Source organism: Rhodobacter xanthinilyticus, assembly GCF_001856665.1.
GTDB classification, from domain to species: domain Bacteria; phylum Pseudomonadota; class Alphaproteobacteria; order Rhodobacterales; family Rhodobacteraceae; genus Rhodobacter; species Rhodobacter xanthinilyticus.
Map to the genome: position 1 here is coordinate 3,134,297 of NZ_CP017781.1, position 23,920 is coordinate 3,158,216.

21 protein-coding genes are annotated in these 23,920 nt (G+C 69.7%); 6 read left to right on the forward strand and 15 right to left on the reverse strand.

All coding sequences use genetic code 11. The annotated features are described in order from the left end of the window. Positions 1-166 precede the first annotated feature (166 nt). The 5 genes from LPB142_RS15315 to LPB142_RS15335 all read right to left on the reverse strand — a co-directional run bounded on the left by LPB142_RS15315 (position 167) and on the right by LPB142_RS15335 (position 4,362). The gene (locus tag LPB142_RS15315; RefSeq protein ID WP_071166887.1) at positions 167-886 is read right to left on the reverse strand and encodes a sulfate/molybdate ABC transporter ATP-binding protein; all 720 of its coding nucleotides are present in this window, start codon (positions 884-886) and stop codon (positions 167-169) included. 11 nt (positions 887-897) lie between these two features. Beyond that, a complete protein-coding gene (gene cysW / locus LPB142_RS15320) occupies positions 898-1,740 on the reverse strand; it encodes a sulfate ABC transporter permease subunit CysW (protein WP_071166888.1) in 843 nt (280 codons plus the stop codon). Continuing rightward, positions 1,733-2,569: a sulfate ABC transporter permease subunit CysT gene (gene cysT / locus LPB142_RS15325; protein WP_068768008.1), complete on the reverse strand. Its 837-nt coding sequence runs from the start codon at positions 2,567-2,569 to the stop codon at positions 1,733-1,735. The genes cysW and cysT overlap by 8 nt, the downstream gene beginning before the upstream one ends. Positions 2,570-2,576: 7 nt before the next feature. Then, on the reverse strand, positions 2,577-3,689 hold the full coding sequence (locus LPB142_RS15330; protein WP_068768042.1) for a sulfate ABC transporter substrate-binding protein: 1,113 nt from the start codon (positions 3,687-3,689) through the stop codon (positions 2,577-2,579). Positions 3,690-3,912: 223 nt separating this feature from the next. Continuing rightward, positions 3,913-4,362 carry an RrF2 family transcriptional regulator gene (locus LPB142_RS15335; RefSeq protein ID WP_068768009.1) on the reverse strand — a complete coding sequence of 150 codons (450 nt, stop codon included), beginning with the start codon at positions 4,360-4,362 and terminating at the stop codon, positions 3,913-3,915. Between the two features lie 137 nt (positions 4,363-4,499). Here LPB142_RS15335 and LPB142_RS15340 point away from each other — a divergent pair, with 137 nt between their 5' ends. Further along, on the forward strand, positions 4,500-4,973 hold the full coding sequence (locus tag LPB142_RS15340) for an Lrp/AsnC family transcriptional regulator (protein ID WP_068768010.1): 474 nt from the start codon (positions 4,500-4,502) through the stop codon (positions 4,971-4,973). An 18-nt stretch (positions 4,974-4,991) separates the two neighbouring features. Here LPB142_RS15340 and LPB142_RS15345 read toward each other — a convergent pair whose 3' ends face one another. Continuing rightward, complete coding sequence (locus LPB142_RS15345) at positions 4,992-5,504, reverse strand: DUF4405 domain-containing protein (RefSeq protein WP_071166889.1); 513 nt, start codon at positions 5,502-5,504, stop codon at positions 4,992-4,994. 165 nt (positions 5,505-5,669) lie between these two features. On the opposite strand from LPB142_RS15345, the gene LPB142_RS15350 reads away from it, so the two are divergent. The 5 genes from LPB142_RS15350 (at position 5,670) to lepA (ending at position 12,863) form a co-directional block, all read left to right on the forward strand. Continuing rightward, on the forward strand, positions 5,670-7,457 hold the full coding sequence (locus tag LPB142_RS15350) for an ABC transporter transmembrane domain-containing protein (RefSeq protein ID WP_071166890.1): 1,788 nt from the start codon (positions 5,670-5,672) through the stop codon (positions 7,455-7,457). Between the two features lie 207 nt (positions 7,458-7,664). Beyond that, the gene (gene lysM, locus LPB142_RS15355) at positions 7,665-8,108 is read left to right on the forward strand and encodes a peptidoglycan-binding protein LysM (RefSeq protein ID WP_068768013.1); all 444 of its coding nucleotides are present in this window, start codon (positions 7,665-7,667) and stop codon (positions 8,106-8,108) included. 159 nt (positions 8,109-8,267) lie between these two features. Beyond that, on the forward strand, positions 8,268-10,157 hold the full coding sequence (locus LPB142_RS15360) for an acyl-CoA synthetase (RefSeq protein ID WP_068768014.1): 1,890 nt from the start codon (positions 8,268-8,270) through the stop codon (positions 10,155-10,157). A gap of 93 nt (positions 10,158-10,250) precedes the next feature. Beyond that, positions 10,251-11,009 carry a bestrophin-like domain gene (locus LPB142_RS15365; protein ID WP_071166891.1) on the forward strand — a complete coding sequence of 253 codons (759 nt, stop codon included), beginning with the start codon at positions 10,251-10,253 and terminating at the stop codon, positions 11,007-11,009. A 54-nt stretch (positions 11,010-11,063) separates the two neighbouring features. Continuing rightward, the gene (gene lepA / locus LPB142_RS15370) at positions 11,064-12,863 is read left to right on the forward strand and encodes a translation elongation factor 4 (protein ID WP_068768016.1); all 1,800 of its coding nucleotides are present in this window, start codon (positions 11,064-11,066) and stop codon (positions 12,861-12,863) included. On the opposite strand, the gene cls is transcribed toward lepA, so the two are convergent. From cls to putA, 9 genes are all read right to left on the reverse strand, one after another. Continuing rightward, on the reverse strand, positions 12,864-14,264 hold the full coding sequence (cls, locus tag LPB142_RS15375; RefSeq protein ID WP_232230902.1) for a cardiolipin synthase: 1,401 nt from the start codon (positions 14,262-14,264) through the stop codon (positions 12,864-12,866). It lies immediately after the preceding gene. A gap of 31 nt (positions 14,265-14,295) precedes the next feature. Next, positions 14,296-15,015, reverse strand: a complete 720-nt coding sequence (locus tag LPB142_RS15380; protein ID WP_071167279.1) for a bifunctional hydroxymethylpyrimidine kinase/phosphomethylpyrimidine kinase — start codon at positions 15,013-15,015, stop codon at positions 14,296-14,298. Then, a complete protein-coding gene (locus LPB142_RS15385; protein WP_071167278.1) occupies positions 15,012-15,908 on the reverse strand; it encodes a HesA/MoeB/ThiF family protein in 897 nt (298 codons plus the stop codon). The genes LPB142_RS15380 and LPB142_RS15385 overlap by 4 nt, the downstream gene beginning before the upstream one ends. Next, the gene (locus LPB142_RS15390; protein ID WP_071166892.1) at positions 15,905-16,510 is read right to left on the reverse strand and encodes a thiamine phosphate synthase; all 606 of its coding nucleotides are present in this window, start codon (positions 16,508-16,510) and stop codon (positions 15,905-15,907) included. The genes LPB142_RS15385 and LPB142_RS15390 overlap by 4 nt, the downstream gene beginning before the upstream one ends. Then, a complete protein-coding gene (locus LPB142_RS15395; RefSeq protein WP_071166893.1) occupies positions 16,510-17,268 on the reverse strand; it encodes a thiazole synthase in 759 nt (252 codons plus the stop codon). The genes LPB142_RS15390 and LPB142_RS15395 overlap by 1 nt, the downstream gene beginning before the upstream one ends. A 1-nt stretch (position 17,269) precedes the next feature. Beyond that, positions 17,270-17,467 (reverse strand): sulfur carrier protein ThiS, encoded by a 198-nt coding sequence (gene thiS, locus LPB142_RS15400; protein WP_071166894.1) that lies wholly within the window; start codon positions 17,465-17,467, stop codon positions 17,270-17,272. Continuing rightward, on the reverse strand, positions 17,457-18,404 hold the full coding sequence (locus tag LPB142_RS15405; protein ID WP_071166895.1) for an FAD-dependent oxidoreductase: 948 nt from the start codon (positions 18,402-18,404) through the stop codon (positions 17,457-17,459). Before LPB142_RS15405 ends, thiS begins: the two co-directional genes overlap by 11 nt. Then, positions 18,401-20,182, reverse strand: a complete 1,782-nt coding sequence (gene thiC, locus LPB142_RS15410) for a phosphomethylpyrimidine synthase ThiC (protein ID WP_071166896.1) — start codon at positions 20,180-20,182, stop codon at positions 18,401-18,403. The genes LPB142_RS15405 and thiC overlap by 4 nt, the downstream gene beginning before the upstream one ends. 280 nt (positions 20,183-20,462) lie before the next feature. Next, positions 20,463-23,888, reverse strand: coding sequence for a bifunctional proline dehydrogenase/L-glutamate gamma-semialdehyde dehydrogenase PutA (gene putA, locus LPB142_RS15415; protein ID WP_083392701.1), 3,426 nt, complete (start codon positions 23,886-23,888; stop codon positions 20,463-20,465). Positions 23,889-23,920: the final 32 nt, after the last annotated feature.

A 23,920-nucleotide genomic window follows, 5' to 3' on the forward strand; every position in this document is an offset into this window, starting at 1 on the left:
CCTCGCACCGCCGCCCTTGCGGGGCCGGCGCGCGGATATGCGGCGCTCAGCGCCCCGCGGGGCGCCGATGCGCGGATGCCCGCGTCTCTCCCCCATGGGCGCGCCGAGTTCAAGATCCACCACGCGATTTGCCGCGCCGGGCAAGCCGCCCTGCGCCCAGCGCAGATCAGACGGTGAGGAACGCGCGCACGAAAGCGCTCGCCGGGCGGGCGCGCAGGTCTTGCGGGCGGCCGATCTGCTCGATCCGGCCCATCGACATCACCACCACCAGATCAGCGAGCGCCATCGCCTCTTCCTGATCATGGGTCACGAAAACCGAGGTCAGCCCGGTCTCGTCATGGATATCGCGCAGCCCCTGACGCAGCTCGCGGCGCACCTTCGCATCGAGCGCGCCGAAGGGCTCGTCCAGCAGCAGCATCCGCGGCTCGATCGCCAGCGCCCGCGCCAGCGCCACCCGCTGACGCTGCCCGCCGGAAAGCTGGCCGGGGTAGCGCGCGCCGATGTCGGGCAGCTGGATCAGCGCGAGCAGATGCCCCACCCGCCGCGCGATCTCGGCCTTCGACGGGCGCCGGGCCCGCGGCCGCGCGGCGAGCCCGTAACCGATGTTCTGCGCCACCGTCATATGCCGAAAGAGCGCATAGCTCTGAAAGACAAACCCCGCACGGCGCTCCTGCACGGTCATCCCCGTGGCATCCTCGCCGTCGAAGAGCACCCGCCCCGAGCTCGGGATCTCGAGCCCGCCGAGGATCCGCAACAGCGTCGTCTTGCCCGACCCGGAGGGCCCGAGCAGCGCCACCAGCGCCCCCGAGGGGATTGACAGCGACACCGGATGCAGCGCCGTCGTCGCGCCGAAATCCTTGGCGATTTCATCAATTTCGATCTGCATGGCAGGCCCTTTCAATGGCCGCTCAGGCCCGCGCCATGGCCGGCGCGGTCGAGCAGGGTTTTGGCAAGCAAGGTGAGCAAGGCGAGCGCGGTCAGCACCGCGGCGAGCGCGAAAGCCGCGACCGTCAGATATTCGTTGTAGAGCATCTCGATGGTGATCGGCACGGTGGCGGTCTGGCCGCGGATCTTGCCCGAGACGACCGCGACGGCGCCGAACTCGCCCATCGCGCGGGCATTGGCGAGCAACACCCCCGCGAGCAAGGCCCCGCGGATTTTGGGCAGCGTCACGGTGAAAAACACCCGCCAGCCCCCCGCGCCGAGCGTCAGCGCCGCCTCCTCCTCGGCGCGGCCCTGCTCGACCATCACCGGGATGAGCGCGCGCGCGATGAAGGGGAAGGTCACGAAAAGCGTCGCAAGCACCACCCCCGGCAGCGCGAAGATCACCGGCACCCCCTGCCCGACGAGCCAGCCGCCGAGGCTCGAATTCGCGCCAAAGAGCAGCACGAGCGCGAGCCCCGCCACCACCGGCGAGACCGAAAACGGCAGATCGATCAGCGAGATCAGGAGCGCCTTGCCGCGAAACTCGAAGCGGGTGAGCCACCACGCCGCCGCCAGCCCGAAGACCGCGCCAAGCGGCACCGTGATCGCCGCGACAAGGAGCGTGAGCCGGATCGCGGCCCGCGCCTCCGGGGCGGCGAGGCTCGCGAGCGCCGCCCCCGGCCCCTTCGCCAGCGCCTGCGCAAAGACCATCACGAGCGGCGCCAGCACCAGAAGCGCCAAGATCCCCCCCGCCGCACCGATCACCCCCCGGCGCAGCGCCGGCGCTTCGGTCGTGACGCGCAACCTCTCAGACATCGCCCATCCTCCGCCGGCTCCAGACCTGCAGCAGATTGATCGCGAGCAGCATCACGAAACTGATCGCGAGCATCGCCACCCCGATCGCCGCCGCCCCCGCGTCATCGAATTCCTCGAGCTTGATCACGATCAGCAGCGGCGCGATCTCGGTCTGCATCGGGAGATTGCCGGCGATGAAGATCACCGAGCCATATTCCCCCACCCCCCGCGCCAGCGCGAGCGCAAAGCCGGTGAGCGCGGCGGGCATCAGCATCGGCCAGATCACCCGGCGCAGCGTGGTGAGCCGCCCCGCGCCGAGCGTGGCCGAGGCCTCCTCCAGCTCGCGGTCGATCTCGGCCACCACCGGCTGCACCGTGCGCGTCACGAACGGCAGCCCGACAAACAGCAGCGCGAGGAAAATCCCCGCCTCGGTATAGGCGATGCGCCCGCCAAGCCGCGCCGCGAGCGCGCCAAACGCCCCGCTCGGCGCGGAAAGCGCGGTGAGCGCGATCCCCGCCACCGCGGTGGGCAGCGCGAAGGGCAGATCGACCGCCGCATCGAGCAGCCGCCGCCCGGGGAAATCATAGCGCTCGAGCGCCCAGGCGAGCACCAGCCCGAGCCCGAGATTGACCGCCGCCGCGAGCGCCGCGAGCCGGAACGAGAGCCCCAGCGCCGCCCAGACCCGCGGCCGGTTCACCTCCGCCCAGAGCCCCTCGGCCCCAAGGCTCGCACCCTGCACCAAGAGCGCCCCGATCGGCGCCAGCACCACGAGCGCGAGCATCGCAAGCGTGATCCCCGCGCTCAGCCCAAGCCCCGGCATCGGCGAGGGCTGGATGAATGACCGTGCCATCGCGCCCTCACTTCGCCGTCGAGATCTGATCGAAAACCCCGCCCGCGCCGAAATGCTCGGGCTGCGCCTGCGCCCAGCCGCCGAAGTGCGAGATATCGACCAGATCGAGCGCCGGCAGCCGCGCGACATCCTCCGCCGCCGCGGCCGAAGCATCCCAGGCGCGATAATAATGTTTGAACGCAATCGCTTGCGCCTCGGGCGTATAGAGGAAGTTCAGATAGGCCTCGGCCAGCTCCCGCTGTTCGGGGCGCGCGAGATTGGCCTCGACCAGCGCCACCGGCGGCTCGGCCCGCACCGAAACCGAGGGCACCACGATGTCGAACCGGTCCGCGCCAAGCTCGGCAAGCGCCAGATGCGCCTCATTCTCCCAGGCCAGCAAGACATCGCCGATCCCGCGCTGCGCAAAGGTCGTCGTCGCGCCACGCGCGCCGGTATCGAGCACCGGCACATGGGCGAAGAGCTCCGCCTCGAAGGCGCGCGGGTCGCGGCCGGCCTTCTCCGCCCAGGCCCAGGCCGCGAGATACGCCCAGCGCGCCCCGCCCGAGGTCTTCGGGTTGGGGGTGATCACCTCGACGCCGTCCTTGATCAGATCGCCCCAATCGGTGATCCCCTTCGGATTGCCCTCGCGCACCAGAAACACGATCGTCGAGGTATAGGGCGCCGAGTTATGCGGCAGCCGGCCCTGCCAATCCGCCGGCAGCTTGCCCGCCGCCGCGATCTTGTCGATGTCGGAGGCGAGCGCCAGCGTCACCACCTGCGCCCCGAGCCCCTCGACAACCGCGCGCGCCTGCGCCCCCGAGCCGCCATGCGAGGTCTCGATCTCGGGCGCCTCATGGCCCTGCGCGACCCACCAATCGGAAAACGCCGCATTCACCTCGCGGTAGAGCTCGCGCGTCGGGTCGTAGCTGACATTGAGCAGCGTTTCCGCCCGCGCGCCCTGCGGCGCAAAGCCCGCAAGCCCGAGCGCGACGAGAAGCGCCGACGCGCGCAACAGCCGGGCGATCGGCCAGCCGGTGATCCGCCGCAGACCATCGGCGATGGTCACACGGCCATCGGCATGGCGCGCGATGATCGGGCCTTGGGCGCTGACATGGCGGCTGAGGGTAATCGTCGTGATCATGGCTTTTCCTTTCAAATCAACGGTGTGGTGGTCTGTTTCCTGGCCGGCGCCGGCCATTTTGGCGGGGCGGCTTATGCCTCAAATATCCACCGGGTTTATCGTGATTATCAAGGGAATATTCTCGCCTTTCTTTGTCGTGATTTTAGGAGTTTCTTCTCCCCGCCCCGCCCGAAATCAAAAACCCCGCCAGAGGCGGGGCGCGGCGGCTTGTGGTCAGGGGCGCTCAGACCTCGAGCAGATCCCGCCCGGTGCCCGCCCGCAGCATATCCTCGAGCGTGAGCGAATCGATCAGCACCAGATAGGACCAGAACACCTCGGCAAAGACCTTGCGGATCCGGCAGCTCGCCTCGTCGGTGCAATCCTCGCAGCGTTGATAGGCGCTGCGCGACAGGCACGGCAGCGGCGCGATCGGCCCGTCGATCCGGCGCAGGAGCTCCGAGATCGAGATCTCGCGCGGCGCCTTGAGCAGGCTGTAGCCGCCCGAGCGCCCGCGGATCGAGGCGACCACGCCCTGCTTGCGCAGATCGAGCAGGATATGCTCGAGAAACCGCTTCGGCGTGCCCGAGCGCGTCGCGATCTCCTCGATCGTCAGCGGCGCGGGCGCCTCGGCCCCGGCCTCATCGGCCAGAACCAGAAGCGCCTTGAGCGCATATTTCATCTTCTGCGTGATCATGGCCCAGCATTACGGGCGCGATGGGCACAAATCAACGTCGATCTGGTCGGGATTCCGCCGCCCGGGCCATAATCACGATAATAGTGATAGACTTTTGAGAGATATGGCGCATAGTGAGTCGACCCGAGGAGGCACCGATGACCGCACTCGACCTGATCGACCGCAAGATCGTCGCGCAACTGATGGAAGACGCCACCCTGCCGGTGGCCCGGATCGCCGAGCGCGTCGGCCTGTCGCAGACGCCCTGCTGGAAGCGGATCCAGAAACTCGAGGCGAGCGGCGTGATCGCGCGGCGCGTGGCGCTCGCCGATCCGCAGGCGCTGGGGCTCGGGCTGACCGTCTTCGTCACCCTCGAGGCCGCCGACCAGACGCCCGACTGGCGCGCCCGCTTCTGCGCCGCGATCGAGGCGAGCCCGGAGGTGATGGAACTGTGGCGCGTGGCGGGCCAGGGCGATTATCTTCTGCGCCTCACCCTGCCCGACATGGCGCGCTTCGACGCCTTCTGCACGCGGCTGACCGCGGCCGTGCCGATCCGCAAGATCACCTCGCATATGGCGCTCGAGCCGATCAAGCACACCACCGCCTATCCGGTGGATCTGCAAGGCCCCTGAGGCCTTGCCGCGCCGCGCTCAATTCGCCGCCGGCGGCGCGACGAGCGCCCCCGCGATCTCCATCTCGCTCTTCTCCGAGGCCGCCGCCACCTCGAGAAGGGTCTGCCCGGGGCCGCTGACGGTATAGCCAAGGCCCTGCAATTTCGTCACCAGCCCCGCCCCGTCGAGCCCGAGGATCGGCGCGACATCGGCGATCGGCGCGCCCAGCGCCAGATGCGCGAGCGCAAATTGCGGCGGCCCGCTGCGCCCCCCCTCGGCGCCCATGACCGGCACCACGAAGGCCGCCGCCGCCGCCACCGAGACCGCCAGCGCGATCGCCATCGGCGCGCGTTTGAAATAGCCCAGGAACGGGCGCCAGTTGCGCCAGATATGCAGCACGAAGGGCAAGATCAGCACCATCGAGAGCCATTCATGCATGCCGTGAAAATAGGCCGGCCCGAGCCCGAGAAAGAGCGCCACCCCCGAAATCAGCGATACAAGAAACAACCCCGTGGTGAGCGGTGTCGCGTAACTGTTGAAAAACTTGACCATTTTTCTCTCTGTCGTGCAGGTTGCGATTGCCGTGTCGAACGGCGGGCGGGCGCAGTTCCGTCGCTGAAAAATGATCGCGCGCGCGCCGCCGGCGCCGCCCTCCGACCAATCCGTGCTTGCCCCCCTGCGGGCGAGCCCCTAAACCCGCGCCAAAAGGGGGACCCGATGGCACGCAGACCGCAAGCACCGCTCGACGACCGTCCGACCACCAAGCGCATCGGTGCGCTCAAGGGGCTCGGGCCGTTCATCGCCCCCTACAAGGGCATCGCGCTGGCCGCGCTGATCGCGCTGATGGTCACCGCCTCGATCAGCCTGATCCTGCCGATCGCGGTGCGCCGCGTGGTGGATGGCTTCCAGCAAGGCGCGGAACTCCTCGACCAGTATTTCTTCGCCGCGCTGGTGATCACCGCGCTCCTGGCCGTCGGCACCGGCGCGCGCTACTACCTCGTCACCCGCTTTGGCGAGCGCGTGGTGGCCGATATCCGCAAGGCCGTCTTCGACCGCGTGCTCGGCATGAGCCCGGCGTTCTTCGAGCGCATCCTGACCGGCGAGATCATCTCGCGGATCACCACCGATACCACGCTGATCCTTTCGGTGATCGGCTCCTCGGTCTCGGTGGCGCTGCGCAACATGATGATCTTCGCGGGCGGCATGGTGATGCTGCTCGTCACCTCGGCGAAGCTGACCGGCCTCGTGCTGCTGATCGTGCCGGTGGTGATCGTGCCGATCGTGGTGCTCGGGCGCCGCCTGCGCGGGCTCTCGCGCGAGAACCAGGACTGGATCGCGAATTCCTCGGGCGCCGCCTCCGAGGCGCTTCTCGCCGCGCAGACAGTCCAGGCCTTCACCCATGAGCCGCAAACCCGCGCCCATTTCGGCGAGGTCACCGAGAAGAGCTACGCCTCCGCCCAGCGCCGCATCACCACCCGCGCGATCATGACGATGATCGTGATCTTCCTCGTCTTCGCGGGCGTCGTCGGCGTGCTCTGGGTCGGCGCGCGCGATGTGCGGCTGGGCGAGATGTCGGTGGGCGAGCTGGTGCAATTCGTCATCTATGCGGTGATGGTCGCAGGCTCGGTCGGCGCGCTCTCCGAGATCTGGGGCGAGCTGCAACGCGCCGCGGGCGCCACCGAACGCCTCGTCGAGCTCCTCGCCACCGAGGACAGCGTGCAAGACCCCGCCCATCCGCTGCCGCTGCCGATGCCCGCGCGTGGCGAGATCCGCTTCGAGGATGTGGTCTTCCACTACCCCTCGCGCCCGGAAACCTCGGCGCTCGATCACGTCACGCTGCATATCGCGCCGGGCGAGACCGTCGCCCTCGTCGGCCCCTCGGGCGCCGGCAAGACCACCGTGATCCAGCTCATCCAGCGCTTCTGGGATCCGCTCTCGGGCACCGTGAAGATCGACGGCCATGACCTGCGCAGCCTCGCGCGCGCCGATTTCCGCCACGCCATCGCGCTCGTGCCGCAAGACCCGGTGATCTTCGCCGCCTCCGCGCGCGAGAACATCCGCTTCGGCAGCCCCGGCGCCTCGGACGCCGATGTCGAGGCCGCCGCCCGCGCCGCCCATGCCCATGACTTCCTCACCGCCCTCCCCGATGGCTACGAGACCTATGTGGGCGAGCGCGGCGTGATGCTCTCGGGCGGCCAAAAACAACGCATCGCCATCGCTCGCGCGATCCTGCGCGACGCGCCGATCCTGCTCCTCGACGAGGCGACCTCGGCGCTCGACGCCGCCTCCGAGCGCGAGGTTCAGGCCGCCGTCGACCGCCTCGCGGTGGGCCGCACCACGATCATCATCGCCCACCGCCTCGCCACCGTGAAACGCGCCGACCGGATCGTCGTCTTCGAGGAAGGCCGGATCGTCGCGCAAGGCACCCATGACGAACTCGTCGCCCAAGGCGGCCTCTATGCCGAACTCGCGCGGCTGCAATTCACCGACGGCACCCCCGCCTGAGGGCGCGCCCGGCCCTGCCTGCGGAATTTTGCGTATTTTTGCCAAGAAGAAGCGCAGCCGTTTCTTCTTGGCCCAAATACGCTCTTTTCGCCGTCGGGGCTGAGGCGGGCGCGGCAAATTTCCCCTGTCGCCCGTCGCGCGTCTGTTGCACTCTGCCCGCAGCTTGGCTGGGGCCGCTCCGGCCAGCCTTTTGCAAAGGAGTAAGACATGGGTTTGTGGAATTTCGTGAAAGACGCCGGCAAATCGCTTTTCGGCTCGAAGGCCGAAGCGGGCGAGGCGCCGAAGGAAGAGGTGCTGAAGGCTGAGCTCAAGGAACTCGGGCTCGATGCCTCGGGCGTGGATCTGAAGGTCGAGGGCGACAAGGTCGTGGTCTCCGGCAAGGCGATTGACGCCGAAACCAAGGAAAAGATCATCCTCGCGGTCGGCAATGTCGGCGGCGTGGCCGCGGTCGAGACCGAGGATGATGCCGATACCCAGGACGCGGTCTTCCACACCGTGGTGAAGGGCGACACGCTCTCGGCCATTGCCAAGAAGACGCTCGGCAACGCCAACCGCTACATGGAAATCTTCGAGGCCAACAAGCCGATGCTGAGCCACCCCGACAAGATCTACCCCGGCCAGGTGCTGCGCATCCCCGGCGGCAAGGCCTGATCCCCGGGCGGGCGCCCCGGCCGGGCCCGCCCGCCCCTCTCCCTGCGTCAAGTTGACCATGACGTCACGTTGCGGGGCCCGCGCACCCTTGCCCGAACCGGGCGGTTTGTCGCATCCTGCGTCAGCCCGCGGAGGAACGGGCAAGGGAGGAAGACCGAGATGCCGAGCTTTGTTTCGACCGCCGATCGCGACGCGATCGAGGCGCAGATGCCGTGGGAGGCGCGGGGCTGCGCCACCACGATGTATGAGTTCCTGACCCGCACCCGCGACGCCCATGGCGCGCGCCCGGCGCTGTCGTTCCAGCTGACCTCCGGCCCGAAAGACCCGGCTGTGACGCTGACCTGGTCCGAGGTCCACGCCCGCGTCACCCAGATCTCGAATCTGTTGCGCAAGCTCGGCGTGACCGAGACCGACACCGTCGCCTATCTGCTGCCCAACTGCATCGAGACGGCGCTCGTGCTGCTTGCCGGCGCGGTGACCGGCATCGTCAACCCGATCAACCCGCTGCTCGAATCCGAGCAGATCTCGGCGATCTTGCGCGAGACGAAGGCCAAGGTTCTCGTCACGCTCAAGCCCTTCCCGAAGACCGACATCGCGCAAAAGGCCGCCGAGGCGGTGAAATTCGCGCCCAATGTCCAGACCATCCTCGAGATCGACCTCAACCGCTACCTGACGCCGCCGAAGAGCTGGATCGTCCCCTTCATCCGCCCCAAGCTCGAGACCAGGCACCACGCCGATGTCTACGACCTCAACCGCGAGGCGGCGAAGATGCCCGCCGACCGGCTGACCTTCGCCGACAGCAAGGGCGACCGGGTCGCGGCCTATTTCCACACCGGCGGCACCACCGGCATGCCCAAGGTCGCGCAGCACAAATATTCCGGCATGATCTACAACGGCTGGCTCGGCGGCACGCTGCTGTTTGACAAGACCGATGTGATGATCTGCCCGCTGCCGCTGTTCCACGTTTTCGCGGCCTACCCGATCTTGATGTCCGCCATCGAATCCGGGGCACATGTCGTGATGCCCACCCCGGCGGGCTATCGCGGCGAGGGCGTTTTCGACAATTTCTGGAAACTGGTCGAGCGCTGGGGCGTGACCTTCCTGATCACCGTGCCGACCGCGATCTCGGCGCTCATGCAGCGCCCGGTGAACGCCGATATCTCCTCGCTGCGCACCGCGATCTCGGGCTCGGCTGCGCTGCCGATCGAGCTTTACAACCGCTTCAAGGAGGCCACCGGCGTCGAGGTCTGCGAGGGCTATGGGCTGACCGAGGCGACCTGTCTGGTCGCGGTGAACCCGCCCGATGGCAACAAGAAGGTCGGCTCGGTCGGCCTGCCGCTGCCCTATTGCCATGTCCGCATCCTGCGCGCGACGCGCGAGGGCTATATCGAATGTGCCACCGACGAGATCGGCGAGATCTGTGTGGCGAACCCGGGCGTCTACGAGGGCTCGACCTATACCGAGGCCGACAAGAACCACGATCTCTTCGCCGAGGACCGCTTCCTGCGCACCGGCGACCTCGGGCGTCTCGATGCCGACGGCTATCTGTGGATCACCGGCCGCGCCAAGGATCTGATCATCCGCGGCGGCCACAATATCGACCCCGCCGAGATCGAGGAAGCGCTGCTCAGCCACCCGAAGGTCGCCTTCGCCGGCGCCATCGGCCAGCCCGACAGCTTCGCGGGCGAGCTGCCCTGCGTCTATGTCGAGCTGATCGCCGGCGCCGCGCTGAGCGAGGCCGAGCTCGCCGCCCATGCCAAGAAACATATCCACGAACGCGCCGCGATCCCGAAACATATCGAGGTTCTGCCCGAACTCCCGAAAACCGCGGTCGGCAAGATCTTCAAGCCCGAGCTGCGCAAACGCGCGATCCGCCGGGTGCTTGATGAGGCGCTGCGCGAGGCGGGGCTCGCGGCCGAGGTCGCCGAGGTGGTCGAGGACAAGAAACGCGGCCTCGTCGCGCAGCTTGCCCGCACCGGCACGGTCGATGAGGCGGCGCTCAAACACAAGCTGGGCGAGTTCACCGTGCCTTGGGAGTGGAAAAAGTAACCCCCCGACGGCGCCTTCGGGCGCCGTTTTGCTTCGCGACGGTTGCGCGCGCGCCAAGGGCGGCGAATATGGGCGGCAAACGGAGGGCGGCGGATGAACTGGCTGGCATGGGAACATTGGGGCTATGCGGTGCTTGCGGTGGTGGGCACGGGGCTTGCGGTCTGGGCGGTGGATCACGCGCTGATGCGCCCCGCCGTCGCCCATCGGCTCAAACCCTATCGCGGCGTGGTCGCCCCCTTCATCAACGTCAATGCGATGCTCTTCGGGCTGACGCTCGCCTTCATCGCCGATGACACCTGGTCCTCACGCGACCGGGCGATGGATGCGGTCTTTCGCGAGGCCGACAGCCTGCGCAGCCTGATCGTGCTCTCCGAGGCGCTCGGCGCGCCGCTCTCGGCCCAGCTCACCGCCGCCGCCACCACCTACGGCGCCGCCGCCGCGGCCGAATTCAGCGCCCTGCGGCAAAGCCACGCCGACCCCGCCGCCAGCGCCGCCGCCGATGCGCTGCTCGCCCTCGCCGCGAGCCCCGCGCTGCGCGCCGCCGCGGGCGATCCGGTGCAAAGCCAGATCCTCGACAAGGTGATGCTCCTGCGCGACGACCACGACATGCGCGTCGCCCTCATGCAGACCCACCTCAACCCGTTGAAATGGCTCGGCATGGCGATCCTCGGCTTCCTCACGATCCTGTCGATCGCGGCGGTGCATCTGGAAAACGTCCGCGCCGGCACCTTCGCGATCGCGATCTTCGCCCTCGCCTCGGCGCCGACCTCGGCGCTCGTGCTCGTTCAGGGCAACCCGTTTCAGGAGCCCGCCGCCGTCACCGCCGAGCCAATTCTCGACGCGATCCGCTAGGCGCGCTCAATCTCCATTGACCAAACGCGATTCTCCACGCATATCCCGGCCATCATGACCGATCTCGATCACATCCGTAACTTCTCCATCGTGGCCCATATCGACCACGGCAAATCCACCCTCGCCGACCGGCTGATCCAGATGACGGGGACGGTGGCCGAACGCGATATGAAGGCGCAGCTCCTCGACTCGATGGATATCGAGCGCGAGCGCGGCATCACGATCAAGGCCAACACCGTGCGGATCGAATATCCCGCCAAGAACGGTCAGACCTATATCCTGAACCTGATCGACACCCCCGGCCACGTCGACTTCGCCTATGAAGTCTCGCGCTCGATGCGCGCGGTCGAGGGCTCGCTTCTGGTCGTCGATGCCTCGCAGGGCGTCGAGGCGCAGACGCTCGCCAACGTCTATCAGGCGATCGACGCGGGCCATGAGATCGTGCCGGTGCTCAACAAGATCGACCTGCCCGCCGCCGACCCGGAGGCCGTGAAGGCCAATATCGAGGATGTCATCGGCATCGACGCCTCCGACGCGATCCCGATCTCGGCGAAAACCGGACTCGGCATCCCCGATGTGCTCGAGGCGATCGTGCAGCGCCTGCCCGCGCCGAAAGGCGACCGCAGCGCGCCGCTGAAAGCGATGCTGGTCGACAGCTGGTATGACCCCTACCTCGGCGTCGTCGTCATGATCCGCGTCATGGATGGCGTGATCAAGAAGGGCGACCGGATCAAGATGATGCAGACCGGCGCGGTCTATGGCATCGACAAGCTCTCGGTGCTCAAACCGCAGATGGTCGATATCGCCGAGCTCGGCCCGGGCGAGATCGGCGTCTTCACCGCCTCGATCAAACAGGTCCGCGACACCCGCGTGGGCGACACGATCACCCATGAGAAAAAACCCTGCGCGGCGCCGCTGGCGGGCTTCAAACCCGCGCAGCCGGTGGTGTTCTGCGGCCTCTTCCCGGTCGACGCCAATGATTTCGAGGCGCTGCGCGACGCGATCGAGAAACTCGCGCTCAATGACGCGAGCTTCAGCTACGAGATGGAGACCTCCGCCGCGCTTGGCTTCGGCTTCCGCTGCGGCTTCCTCGGGCTGTTGCACCTCGAGGTGATCCGCGACCGGCTCGAGCGCGAATATGATCTCGACCTGATCACCACCGCGCCCTCGGTGGTCTTCAAGCTGCACATGAAGGACGGCGAAGTGCGCGATCTGCACAACCCCGCTGACATGCCCGACCTGACCTATGTCGACCATATCGAGGAGCCGCGGATCAAGGCGACGATCATGGTCCCCGACGATTACCTCGGCGATGTGCTCAAGCTCTGCCAGGATCGTCGCGGCATCCAGCTCGACCTGACCTATGCCGGCTCGCGCGCGATGGTGGTCTATGACCTGCCGCTCGCCGAGGTCGTCTTCGACTTCTACGACCGGCTGAAATCGGTCACCAAGGGCTATGCGAGCTTCGATTACCAGCTGAGCGAATATCGCGAGGATTTCCTCGTGAAAATGTCGATCCTGGTCAATGACGAGCCGGTCGACGCGCTCTCGATCATGGTCCACCGTGACCGCGCCGAAAGCCGCGGCCGCGCGATGGTCGAGAAGCTCAAGGAGCTGATCCCGCGGCACATGTTCAAGATCCCGATCCAGGCCGCGATCGGCGGGCGGGTGATCGCGCGCGAGACGCTCTCGGCGATGCGCAAGGACGTGACCGCGAAATGCTACGGCGGCGACGCCACGCGGAAGAAGAAGCTCCTCGAGAAGCAGAAAGCCGGCAAGAAGAAGATGCGTCAGTTCGGCAAGGTCGAGATCCCGCAATCGGCCTTCATCTCGGCGCTCAAGATGGACGACTGATCACAGGATCGGCGCGAAGAGCCGCGCGAAAGGCGCCGCGAGCCGGAGGGCGAGCGGCGCCTTTTTCATGGGCCGCTCCCAGGGCCCGGCGGCGGCGAAATCGGCCTCCAGCATCGCGCCGACCTCGCGCGCAAAGCCCTCGTCGAAGATCAGCGCGCTGGCCTCGAAATTGAGCCTGCACGACCGGCTGTCGAGATTGTGCGAGCCGATCGCGGCCATCGCCTCATCGACCAGCACCACCTTCTGATGCATGAACCCCGGCCCGTAGCGGTAAAACCGCACCCCCGCGCCGCGCATCTCCTCGAGGAAGGCAAACCCGGCGAGCCAGACGAGCCAATGGTCGCGCCGCCCCGCCACGATCACCCGCACATCGACCCCGCGCAGCGCCGCGAGCCGCAGCGCCTGCATCAACCCGGGGTCGGGCGCGAAATAGGGCGAGGCGATCCAGACCCGCGCGCGCGCCGCCGTGATCGCCTGCGCGAAGTAGAGCCCGCCCGACTCGCGCGGATCCGAGGGCCCCGAGGCCAGCACCAGCGCCCGCGCCGCCCCCGCGGGCTCGGGCGCCCAGTCGAGCGCGAGAGGCTCGCCCGTCGCCCAATGCCAATCCTCCGCGAAGGCGAGCTGGAGCTGCGCCACGACCGGCCCCGCGAGCCGCACCATCGTATCGCGCCACGCCCCGAAGCGCGGCGTCGGCCCCAGATATTCGGCGCCGAAATTCGCCCCGCCGGTGAACCCCACCCGCCCGTCGATCACCGCGATCTTGCGATGGTTGCGGAAATTGACCCGCGGCAGCGCGCCGAGCCGCCCGCCATGGCGCGCATGGAAGTTGACGATCTCGACGCCCGCGGCGCGCAGCTCGGCCAGATAGGCGCGGCCGAGCCCATAGCTGCCGAACGGGTCATAGAGCACCGCGACCCGCACCCCCGCCCGCGCCCGCGCGATCAGCGCGCCGGCGAGATCGCGCCCGAGGCTGTCATCGCGCAGGATATAGGTCTCGATCAGGATATAGCGCTCGGCCCGCGCGATCTCGGCGAACAGCGCGTCGAAAAACGCGGCCCCGTCGATCAAGAGCCGCGCCTCGGCGCCCTCGGTGACGGCCTGCCCGGCGATCGCCTCGAACCCCGCCACCAGCCCGTCGCCCGCCGGCCCCGGCGCCGCGGGCCGCGCGCCCCCCCGCGCCGCGATCTCGGAGAGCTGGCGCGCGCGCAGCCGCTCGGGGTAGCGGAAATCGCCAAAGACCAGATAGGCCGGCACCGCGAGATAGGGCAGCACGAGCAGGAACACCGTCCAGCCGACCGCGCCCTGCGGCGTGCGCGCCCCGGCGATGGCCCGCGCCGCAAGCCAGATCGCGGCGCCATGCAGCGCCAGAACCGCCGCGGAAATCAGCAAAGCCAGGCTCACGGCGCCCCCTATCTACCCTCTCGCCGCCAGCCTAGCCCCCCGCGCCCCCCGCCGGCAAGGCCGCGAACCGCGCGCTGACCGCCGCCTTCGCCGCCCGGGTCGCCTCGGCCAAGCCCCGCCCGCGCGCCAGCCCCGCCGCGATGCCGGAGGCGAGCTCGCAGCCCGTGCCGCGCAGCGCGCCCGCCCGGCGCGGCGCGGCGAAATCGGTGACGCCGCGGAGCTGATAAAGCCGGTCGACGGCCTCCGCCCCCGCGCCATGCCCGCCCTTCACCAAAACCGCCCCGCAGCCCGCCGCCAGAAGCGCCGCGACCGGGTCCGAGGCGCCCAGCGCCGCGCCAATCGCCGCAAGCTCGGGCAGGTTCGGGGTGATCAACGCCGCCCGCGGCGCCAGACGCGTAAGCAGCGCCGCCAAGCCCCCGCCATCGAGAAGCGCGCCGCCTGCGCTGGCATCCAGAACCGGGTCGAGCACCATCGGCGCGCGCGGCAAGGCCCCGGCCACCGCCGCCACCCGCGCCGCATCGACGAGCATCCCGATCTTCACCGCGCCGACCGCCCCCGCCGCCCGGATCTGCGCCGCGACCACCTCGGGCGGCACCGGCGCCAGCGCGCAGACCCCGCCCGCGCCCTGCGCCGTCACCGCCGTGGCCGCAACCCGCGCCGCCACGCCCTGCGCCGCCGCCGCCGCCACATCGCGCAAGAGCCCCGCGCCGCCGCTCGAATCGAGCCCGCCGATCAGCAAGACCGCGCTCATTCCCCCGCCGCGAGCATCGCCGCCCTCCCCCCCGCCGCCACATGCGCCGCCGCCGCCCGCCACGCCCGCAGCCCGCTCGCGCAGACAAAGACCGCCCGCCGCCCGGGCACCGGCGCCCCCGGCGCCGCCGCGCGCAGGTCGATCACACAATCCCCCGCGCCGATCTCGGCCGCCGCGATGAACCGCAGGGGCGTGGCGGGCTCCTCGGCGCCCTCGAAGCGAAACCCGCCCATCCGCCAGCGCGCGAAATCCATCGTGACGAGCCGCGCAAGCCCGCCCCGCCCGAGCAGGATCGAGAGCGCGATCTGCGCCGCCGTGGCGCCGAGCGCGGCGACCACGGGCCCCATCACCCCGCCGCCCGCGCAGCTCTCGGCGCGCGCGGGCGGCTCGGGGAAAAGCGCCCGATAGCTCGGCCCGCCGCCGCAAAACCCGCCCGCATAGCCGCGCCAACCCTGCGCCGAGGCGCTGACCAGGGCCAGCCCCCGCGCCGCGCAGAGATCGGAGAGCGTGTAGGTCACCGCGAAACTGTCGGCGAGGTCGAGCACGAGGCCGACCCCCTCGACGAGCCCCGGCGCAGAGCCCGGATCGAGCCGGGCCACGCGCGCCTCGACCGCCACCCCGGGGTTGAGGCGCAGAAGTTCGCGCGCGGCGATCTCGGCCTTTGGCGCGCCGAGATCGGCCATCCGGTAGAGCACCTGCCGATGCAGATTGCTCTCCTCGATCCGGTCGGGGTCGACGAGCCGCAGCGCGCCCACCCCCGCCCCCGCCAAGAGCGGCAGCGCGGCGGCGCCGAGCCCGCCCGCCCCCACGACCAACACCCGCGCCGCGCCGAGCCGCGCCTGACCGGCGGTGCCCACCTCGGGCAAGATCTCCTGGCGTGCGTAGCGGCTCATCGCCACGCCTCCGTCGCCGCGAGCCAGGTGCGCACCCGCGCCTCCGGGTCGGGCGCCTGGGCGATATCGGTCACCACCGCCGCACTATCGGCGCCCGCGCCAAACACCCCGGCCAGCCGCTCGGGCACCAGCCCCCCGATCGCGACAAGCGGCACCGCGCCCGCCAGCGCCTTCCAATCCGCCAGCCGATCGAGCCCCTGCGGCGCCCATTTCATCGCCTTCAGACGCGTCGGATAGATGGGCCCGAGCGCCACATAAGCGGGCGAAAGCGCGAGCGCGCGGGCAAGCTCGGCCTCATCATGGGTCGAGAGCCCGTAGCGCACGCCCTCTCGCCGCAGCGCAGCAAAATCCGCCGTCTCCATATCCTCCTGGCCCAGATGCACCGCCCCGATCCCCAGATCGAGCGCGAGCTCCCAAGCGTCATTCAGGATCAGATCGGCGCCAGATGCTGCGCAGCAATCGCGCGCGCGGATCGCTTCGCTGCGCAGCATTTCGGGCGTGAGCCCCTTGGCGCGGAGCTGCACCGTGCGCACGCCGAGGGGCACCAGACGCTCCAGCAGACCCGCCGAACCGGCGATCAGATAGAAAGGATCGAGCCGCATCAGGAAAGCTCCGCCAGACCGAAGATCGGGGTTGAGGCCGCGGCCATGTCGCGCGCGCCGATCAGCCCCGCCTCGAAAGCCGCCCGCCCCGCCGCCACCGCCGCCCCGAAGGCGCGCGCCATGCCGACCGGGTCGCGCGCCTTGGCGACGGCGGTGTTCAGAAGCACGCCGTCGAAGCCCATCTCCATCGCCTCGGCGGCCTGGCTCGGCGCGCCGATGCCGGCGTCGATGATCAGCGGCACGCCCGCGAAATGCGCCCGCATCGTGGCCAGCCCCGCGCGGTTGCGCAGCCCCTGCCCCGAGCCGATCGGCGCGCCCCAGGGCATCAGCACCCGGCACCCCGCCTCGAGGAGCTTCTCGCCGAGGATCAGATCCTCGGTCGTGTAGGGGAAGACCTCGAACCCCTCCGCGCAGAGCACCCGCGCCGCCTCGAGAAGCGCGAAGGGGTCGGGCTGGAGCGTGTCGGCATGGCCGATCACCTCGAGCTTGATCCAGCGCGTGGCGAAAACCTCGCGCGCCATCTGGGCGGTGGTGATCGCCTCGCGCGCGCTATGGCAGCCCGCGGTATTGGGCAAGATCCGCCGGCCGCTCGCGGCGATCAGCTCGCGGAAGGCTGCGCCGCCCGGCCCCTCGCGGCGCAGCGAGACGGTGATCACCCCCGCCCCGGAGGCCGCGATCGCCTGCGCGAGAACGGCGGGCGAGGGATATTGCGCGGTGCCGAGCAGCAGCCGCGAGCCCGGGTCGAAATCGTAAAACATCTCAGCCTCCCTGCATCGGCGCGAGAACCTCGACCCGCGCCCCGGGCGCAAGCCGCGCCGCCGCACGCGCGGCACGCGCCACGAAAGCGCCATCGAGCGCGGTCGCCACGCCCTCGGGGCCAAGCCCCCTCTCGGCCAGTAGATCGGCCAGCGTTTCCGCCCCGGTCTCGACCGTCTCCCCGTTGAGCTCAATGCGCATCGGCGCCCCCCTCACAAAGCCGCCGCGCGACCTCTTCGGCGAGCGCAGGCGCGGCGAGAAAACCGTGGCGATAGAGCCCGTTGACACAGATCCGCCCGTCGCGCGCGATCACCCGCGGGATATTGTCGGGGAGCGCCGGGCGCAGCCCCGCCCCCGTTTCAACCACCTCCGCCTCGGCGAGCGCGGGGTGGATCGCATAGGCCGCCGAGAGCAGCTCCATCGCCGCGCGCGCGGTGATCGGGCCCGGGCGTTCGCTCTCGACCATCGTCGCGCCGAGCATGAAGAGCCCCTCGCCGCGCGGCACGAGATAGCAGGGAAACCGCGGATGCAGGAGCCGCACGGGCCGCGCGAAGGCGACATCGCCGCAGCGCAGCATGAGCATCTCGCCGCGCACCGCGCGCAGGCCAGGCACCTCCTCGCGCGCCCCGAGCCCGCGACAATCCACCACCCGCCCGCGCGGGCGCGCGCCCTCGCCAAAGCGCAGCTCGGCGCCGAGCTCGCGCAGCCGCGCGCGCAGGGCCGCGAGCGCCTTGCGCGGATCGAGATGCGCCTCCTCGGCGTAAAAGAGCCCGCGCGCGAACCGCCCCGCGAGATCGGGCTCGACCGCGCCGGGGTCGACCCATTCATGCCCCCCGGTCGCACGCGCGAACCGCGCAAGCTCCGCCCCGTCGCGCGGCGGCGCCACGACCAGCGTGCCCGCCTGCACCACCCCGGGCACCCGCGCCGCCCACCAATCGCGCGCGCCCTGGCCCATCACGAACACCGCCTCAGGCGCAGCTTCGGCCTCGCACCAGGGCGCGAGCATGCCGCCGGCAAACCACGAGGCCCCCGCCAGATCGGGGCTCGGGTCGATCACCTCGACGCGCGCCCCCCGCTCGGCGAGCGCGGTCGCGGCGCAGAGCCCCGCCACCCCCGCCCCCAGAACCGAGACGATCATTCCGCCCCCTCCGCCGCGACATAGATCTCGCCCGTCTCGCGGAATTTCTCGGCCATGCCGGCAAGCCCCGCCTGCCGCTCGGCCTCGGCGCGGATATCCTGGCTGATCCGCATCGAGCAGAACTTCGGCCCGCACATCGAACAAAAATGCGCGACCTTGTGGGCCTCGGCCGGCAGGGTCTCATCATGCATCGCGCGGGCGGTATCCGGGTCGAGCCCGAGGTTGAACTGATCCTCCCAGCGGAACTCGAACCGCGCCCGGCTGAGCGCATCGTCGCGCGCCTGCGCGCCCGGGTGGCCCTTGGCCAGATCGGCGGCATGCGCGGCGAGCTTGTAGGTGATCACGCCGGTCTTCACATCATCGCGGTCGGGAAGGCCGAGATGCTCCTTCGGCGTGACGTAACAGAGCATCGCCGTGCCGAACCACCCGATCATCGCCGCGCCGATGGCCGAGGTGATATGGTCATACCCCGGCGCGATATCGGTCGTCAGCGGCCCGAGCGTGTAGAAGGGCGCGTCCTGACAATGGGCGATCTGCTCCTCCATATTGGCCTTGATCTTGTGCATCGGCACATGGCCCGGCCCCTCGATCATCACCTGACACTCCTGCGCCCAGGCGATCTTGGTCAGCTCGCCCAAGGTCGCGAGCTCGGCAAATTGCGCCGCGTCATTGGCATCCGCGATCGAGCCCGGCCGCAGCCCGTCGCCCAGGCTGAAGCTCACATCATAGGCCCGGCAGATCGCGCAGATCTCCTCGAAATGCTCGTAGAGAAAGCTCTCGCGGTGGTGGTGCAGGCACCATTTCGCCATGATCGAACCGCCGCGCGAGACGATCCCCGTCACCCGCCGCGCGGTCAGCGGGATATGCGCGAGCCGCAGCCCGGCGTGGATGGTGAAATAATCCACCCCCTGCTCGGCCTGTTCGATCAGCGTATCGCGGAAGATCTCCCAGCTCAGATCCTCGGCCACGCCGCCCACCTTCTCGAGCGCCTGATAGAGCGGCACCGTGCCGATCGGCACCGGCGCGTTGCGCAAGATCCAGTCGCGGATGTTGTGGATATTGCGCCCGGTCGAGAGATCCATCACCGTATCGGCCCCCCAGCGGATCGCCCAGACCATCTTCTCGACCTCTTCTTCCATCGAGGAGGTCACCGCCGAATTGCCGATATTGGCGTTGATCTTGACCTTGAAGGCGCGGCCGATGACCATCGGCTCGAGCTCGGGGTGGTTGATGTTGGCCGGGATGATCGCGCGCCCCGCGGCGATCTCGGCGCGCACGAATTCGGGCGTCACGAGGTCGGGGATCTCGGCGCCAAAGGCCTCGCCATCGCGCGGGCGGGTGGCGATGCGGCCCTCGTTCTCGCGGATCGCGGCGAATTCCATCTCGGGGGTGATGATCCCCGCCCGCGCTGCGGCGAGCTGGGTGACCGCGCCCGCCCGCGCGCGCCGCGGCGCGCGTTTGACCGGGAAGGCGGGGGTGAGCCGCGCGCCGGAGGCAAAGCCGTTGTCGGCCTCGGTCACCGCGCGGCCCGGATAGGCCTCGAGATCAGCGCGCCCCGCGAGCCAGTCGCGCACCACGGGCAGCCCCTCGGCCACCGCGATCCGCGCGCCCGGGTCGGTATAGGGCCCCGAGCTGTCATAGACGGTCAGCGGCGCCTCGCCGCTCAGGCAGATCTCGCGCATCGGCACGCGCAGCGGATGGGCTACGCCGGGGTGATAGACCTTGCGCGAACCGGGCAGCGCGCCGGTGGTGATCCGGGGGGACGGGGTCTTGGTCATCTGGTCTCCTCAAGCGATGAGACCCAGGCCAACAGGATAGAAAGGGGCCAAACGGCCCATGCTGCGTTGCAGCGAAGCGGGCCCGATGGCCCGAAAGGGCCACCCGTGCTTGGCAGGGGGGAGGCGGCTTCCGGTCTTCCTACGCCAGTATCAACTGGGTCAGGTTCGAAGGGTCGCTTCACCGGGGTTGCCCCCAATCAGCCTCTCAGTCCCCTAGGCGGGACTCCCCTGACGTGGCCGCAAGCTGCGGCGAAACCGCCGCAGCGTCAAGTGTGTTTTCTCAGCCCGCGAGCAAAGCCGCGTTGCCGCCCGCCGCGGTCGTATCGACGCACAGGTGCCGCTCATGGAGCACATGCGCGCGATCGGGCGCCGTGGTCAAAAGCGGCACGATCGGCCCCGCGCGCTCGGCCAGGGCCTGCGCATAGGCCCGCGCGCGCGCCGCCTCGCCCCACCAGAGCGCGCCCGAAAAGCCCTCGAGCCCGCCCAGCGCCTCGGGCGAGAGCGCCCCCTCGACCGCGACCGCGCGCCCGCCAAGCCCCTCGACCACCGCGACCTGCGCCGCGCGCGCCGCCGCCCCCGGGCCGAGGCAGAGCACCGGCGGCCGGGTGTAGAAGCTCAGCCGGTTGAGCTCGCCCGTCGGGCCCGGCATCAGCTCCTCGCCGACCTTCGCCGCGACAAAACCCGCAAGCGCCGCCCGCAGCGCGCCGAGATCGGCCGGCGCCTCGGGCGCATCCTCGCCCGCCGCTTGCTCGGGCGCCGCGAAGAACCGCGCGAGGTAAAGCGGCCCGCCCGCCTTCGGCCCGGTGCCCGAAAGCCCCTCGCCGCCGAAGGGTTGGCTGCCCACCACCGCGCCGATCTGGTTGCGGTTGACGTAGATATTGCCGGCGTGGATCGCCTCGGCGACATCCTGCACGCGCTGGTCGATCCGGGTATGGAGCCCGAAGGTCAGCCCGAAGCCGCGCGCGTTGATCCGCGCCACCACCTTGTCGATCTCGCCCGCCTTGTAGGTCGCCAGATGCAGCACCGGCCCGAAGATCTCGCGCTCGAGATCCTCGATCCCGCGCACCTTCAAAAGCGTCGGCGCGACGAACGTGCCCGCAGCGGGCGCCGCAACGCGGTGCATCACCCAATCGGCATGGGCGGCGATATAGCCCTCGATCCCGGCCTTCGCGCGCGCGTCGATCACCGGCCCGATATCGGTCGCGAGATCCCACGGATCGCCGAGCGCCTGCTCCTCCATCGCGCCCTTGATCATCTCGATCAGATGCGGCGCGACATCCTCCTGCACATAGAGGCAGCGCAGCGCCGAGCAGCGTTGCCCCGCCGAGCGGAAGGCCGAAGCCACGACATCGCGCACCGCCTGTTCGGGCAGGGCCGTCGTGTCGACGATCATCGCGTTGAGCCCGCCGGTCTCGGCGATCAGCGGCGTGCCGGGCGCGAGGTTCGCGGCCATGGTGCGCGCGATCGTCTGGGCGGTCTCGGTCGAGCCGGTGAAGACCACCCCCTTGATCCGCGGATCGGAGGTGATCGCGGCGCCCACCACGCGCCCGGGCCCCGGCAGAAGCTGCAACGCCGAGGCCGGCACGCCCGCCTCGTGCATCAGCCGCACCGCGATCGCCGCGATCATCGGCGTCGGCTCGGCGGGTTTGGCCAGCACCCCGTTCCCTGCCATCAGCGCCGCGGCGATCTGCCCGGTGAAGATCGCAAGCGGGAAGTTCCAGGGGCTGATCGCGGCGATCAAGCCGCGCGCGGGCGCCGTCGCGGCCTCCCCCTCGCGCGCATAATAGCGTAGGAAATCGACCGCCTCGCGCAGCTCGCCCACCGCATCGCCCCAGCTCTTGCCCGCCTCGCGCGCCAGCGTCGCGAAGATCAGCCCGTAATTCGCCTCGTAGAGATCGGCCGCGCGGCGCAGCACCGCGGCGCGCTCGGCCGGGGCCGCCCCCCAGGGCCGCGCATCGTCGAGCGCGCGCGCGACCGTCGCCGCATCGGCCTCGACCACCCAGCCCACCGCCTCGCCCGTCGCCGGGTTGAGCACCGGATGGGTCTCGCCTGAAGGCGCCGACACGGTGATCGGCGCCGCATCGGGCAGGCTCACCGACCGCGCCGCCTCGATCTCCTCGATCACCCGCGCATCCGAGAGATCAAAGCCGCGCGCATTGACCCGGCCCGCGCCGAAAATCGCCTCGGGCGCGACGAGCCCCGCCGGCGCCCGCGCCGTCTCGAGCGCGGCGAAGGGGTCGCGCGCGATCGCCTCGGGCGCCACGCTCTCATCGACGATCTGATGCACGAAGGACGAGTTCGCGCCGTTCTCCAGAAGCCGCCGCACGAGATAGGCCAGAAGATCGCGATGCGCCCCCACCGGCGCATAGATCCGGCAGCGCCCCTGCGTCTCCTTCAGCACGATATCATGGAGCCGCTCGCCCATCCCATGCAGGCGCTGCAGCTCGAAGGGGCGCCCCTCGGCCAGCTCGAGGATCGCGGTGACGGTATGGGCGTTGTGCCCGGCAAATTGCGGGAAGATCCGGTCGCCCATCGCGAAAAGCTTCTTCGCCAAACAGATATAGCTGACGTCCGTCGCCACTTTCGAGGTGAAGAGCGGGAAGCCCGGGTGCCCCTCGACCTGCGCGAGCTTCATCTCCGCGTCCCAATAGGCGCCCTTCACCAGCCGCACCGAGATCTTGCGATCGTAGCGCCCGCACATCTCGTAAAGCGCGTCGATCGCGGCGCCCGCGCGTTTGCCATAGGCCTGCACGACGACGCCGAGCCCATCCCAGCCGGCGAGCGAGGGCGCGGCCATCACCGCCTCGATCACCTCGAAGGAGAGGCTCAGCCGCGCCTGTTCCTCGGCGTCGATATGCATGCCGATGCCGACGGCCTGCGCCTGTTCGGCGAGCCGCACCACGACCGGCACGAGCTCGGCCATCACCCGCGCCTCATTGGCCACGTCATAGCGCGGATGCAGCGCCGAGAGCTTGATCGAAATGCCCGGGTTCGCGACCACCGAACCATGGGTCGCGACCTTGCCGATCGCGGCGATCGCGCGGCTGTAGGCCTCCTCGTAGCGGCGCGCATCAGCCGCGGTCATCGCCGCCTCGCCGAGCATGTCATAGCTGTAGGTAAAGCCCTGCGCCTCGCGGGTGCGGGCGCGCTCGAGCGCCTTCTCGATCGTCTCGCCGAGCACGAATTGCCGGCCCATCTCCTTCATCACCCGCCCGACCGCGACCCGGATCACCGGCTCGCCGAGCCGCTTGATCAGCCCGCGCAGCGTGCCCGCCACGCCCGGCTGATCATCGTCGAGCACCTTGCCGGTCAGCATCAGCGCCCAGGTCGAGGCGTTGACGAGCGAGGAGGCCGCGGTGCCGAGGTGCTTGTTCCATTCCGCCGGCGCGATCTTGTCCTCGATCAGCGCGTCGATCGTCTCGGCGTCAGGCACCCGCAACAGCGCCTCTGCCAGACACATGAGCGCCACGCCCTCGCGCGTCGAGAGCCCGTATTCGGCGAGGAAATGCTCCATCAGCGTGGGCTTCGCCTCGCGCCGGATCCGCCCGATCAGCTCCGCCGCCCGCGCCGAGATCGCCGCGCGGGTCTCGGCCGTGATCCCGGCCTCGGCGACGAGCCGCGACAGCAGCGCGCCCTCGGGCGCGAATTTGGCCTCGGGGCCCTCGAGGGTGGGGAAACTCGGGAACGGGATCGGGGTCTGCTGCATGGGAAACTCCTTGGATTTCCATGAGAACTAGC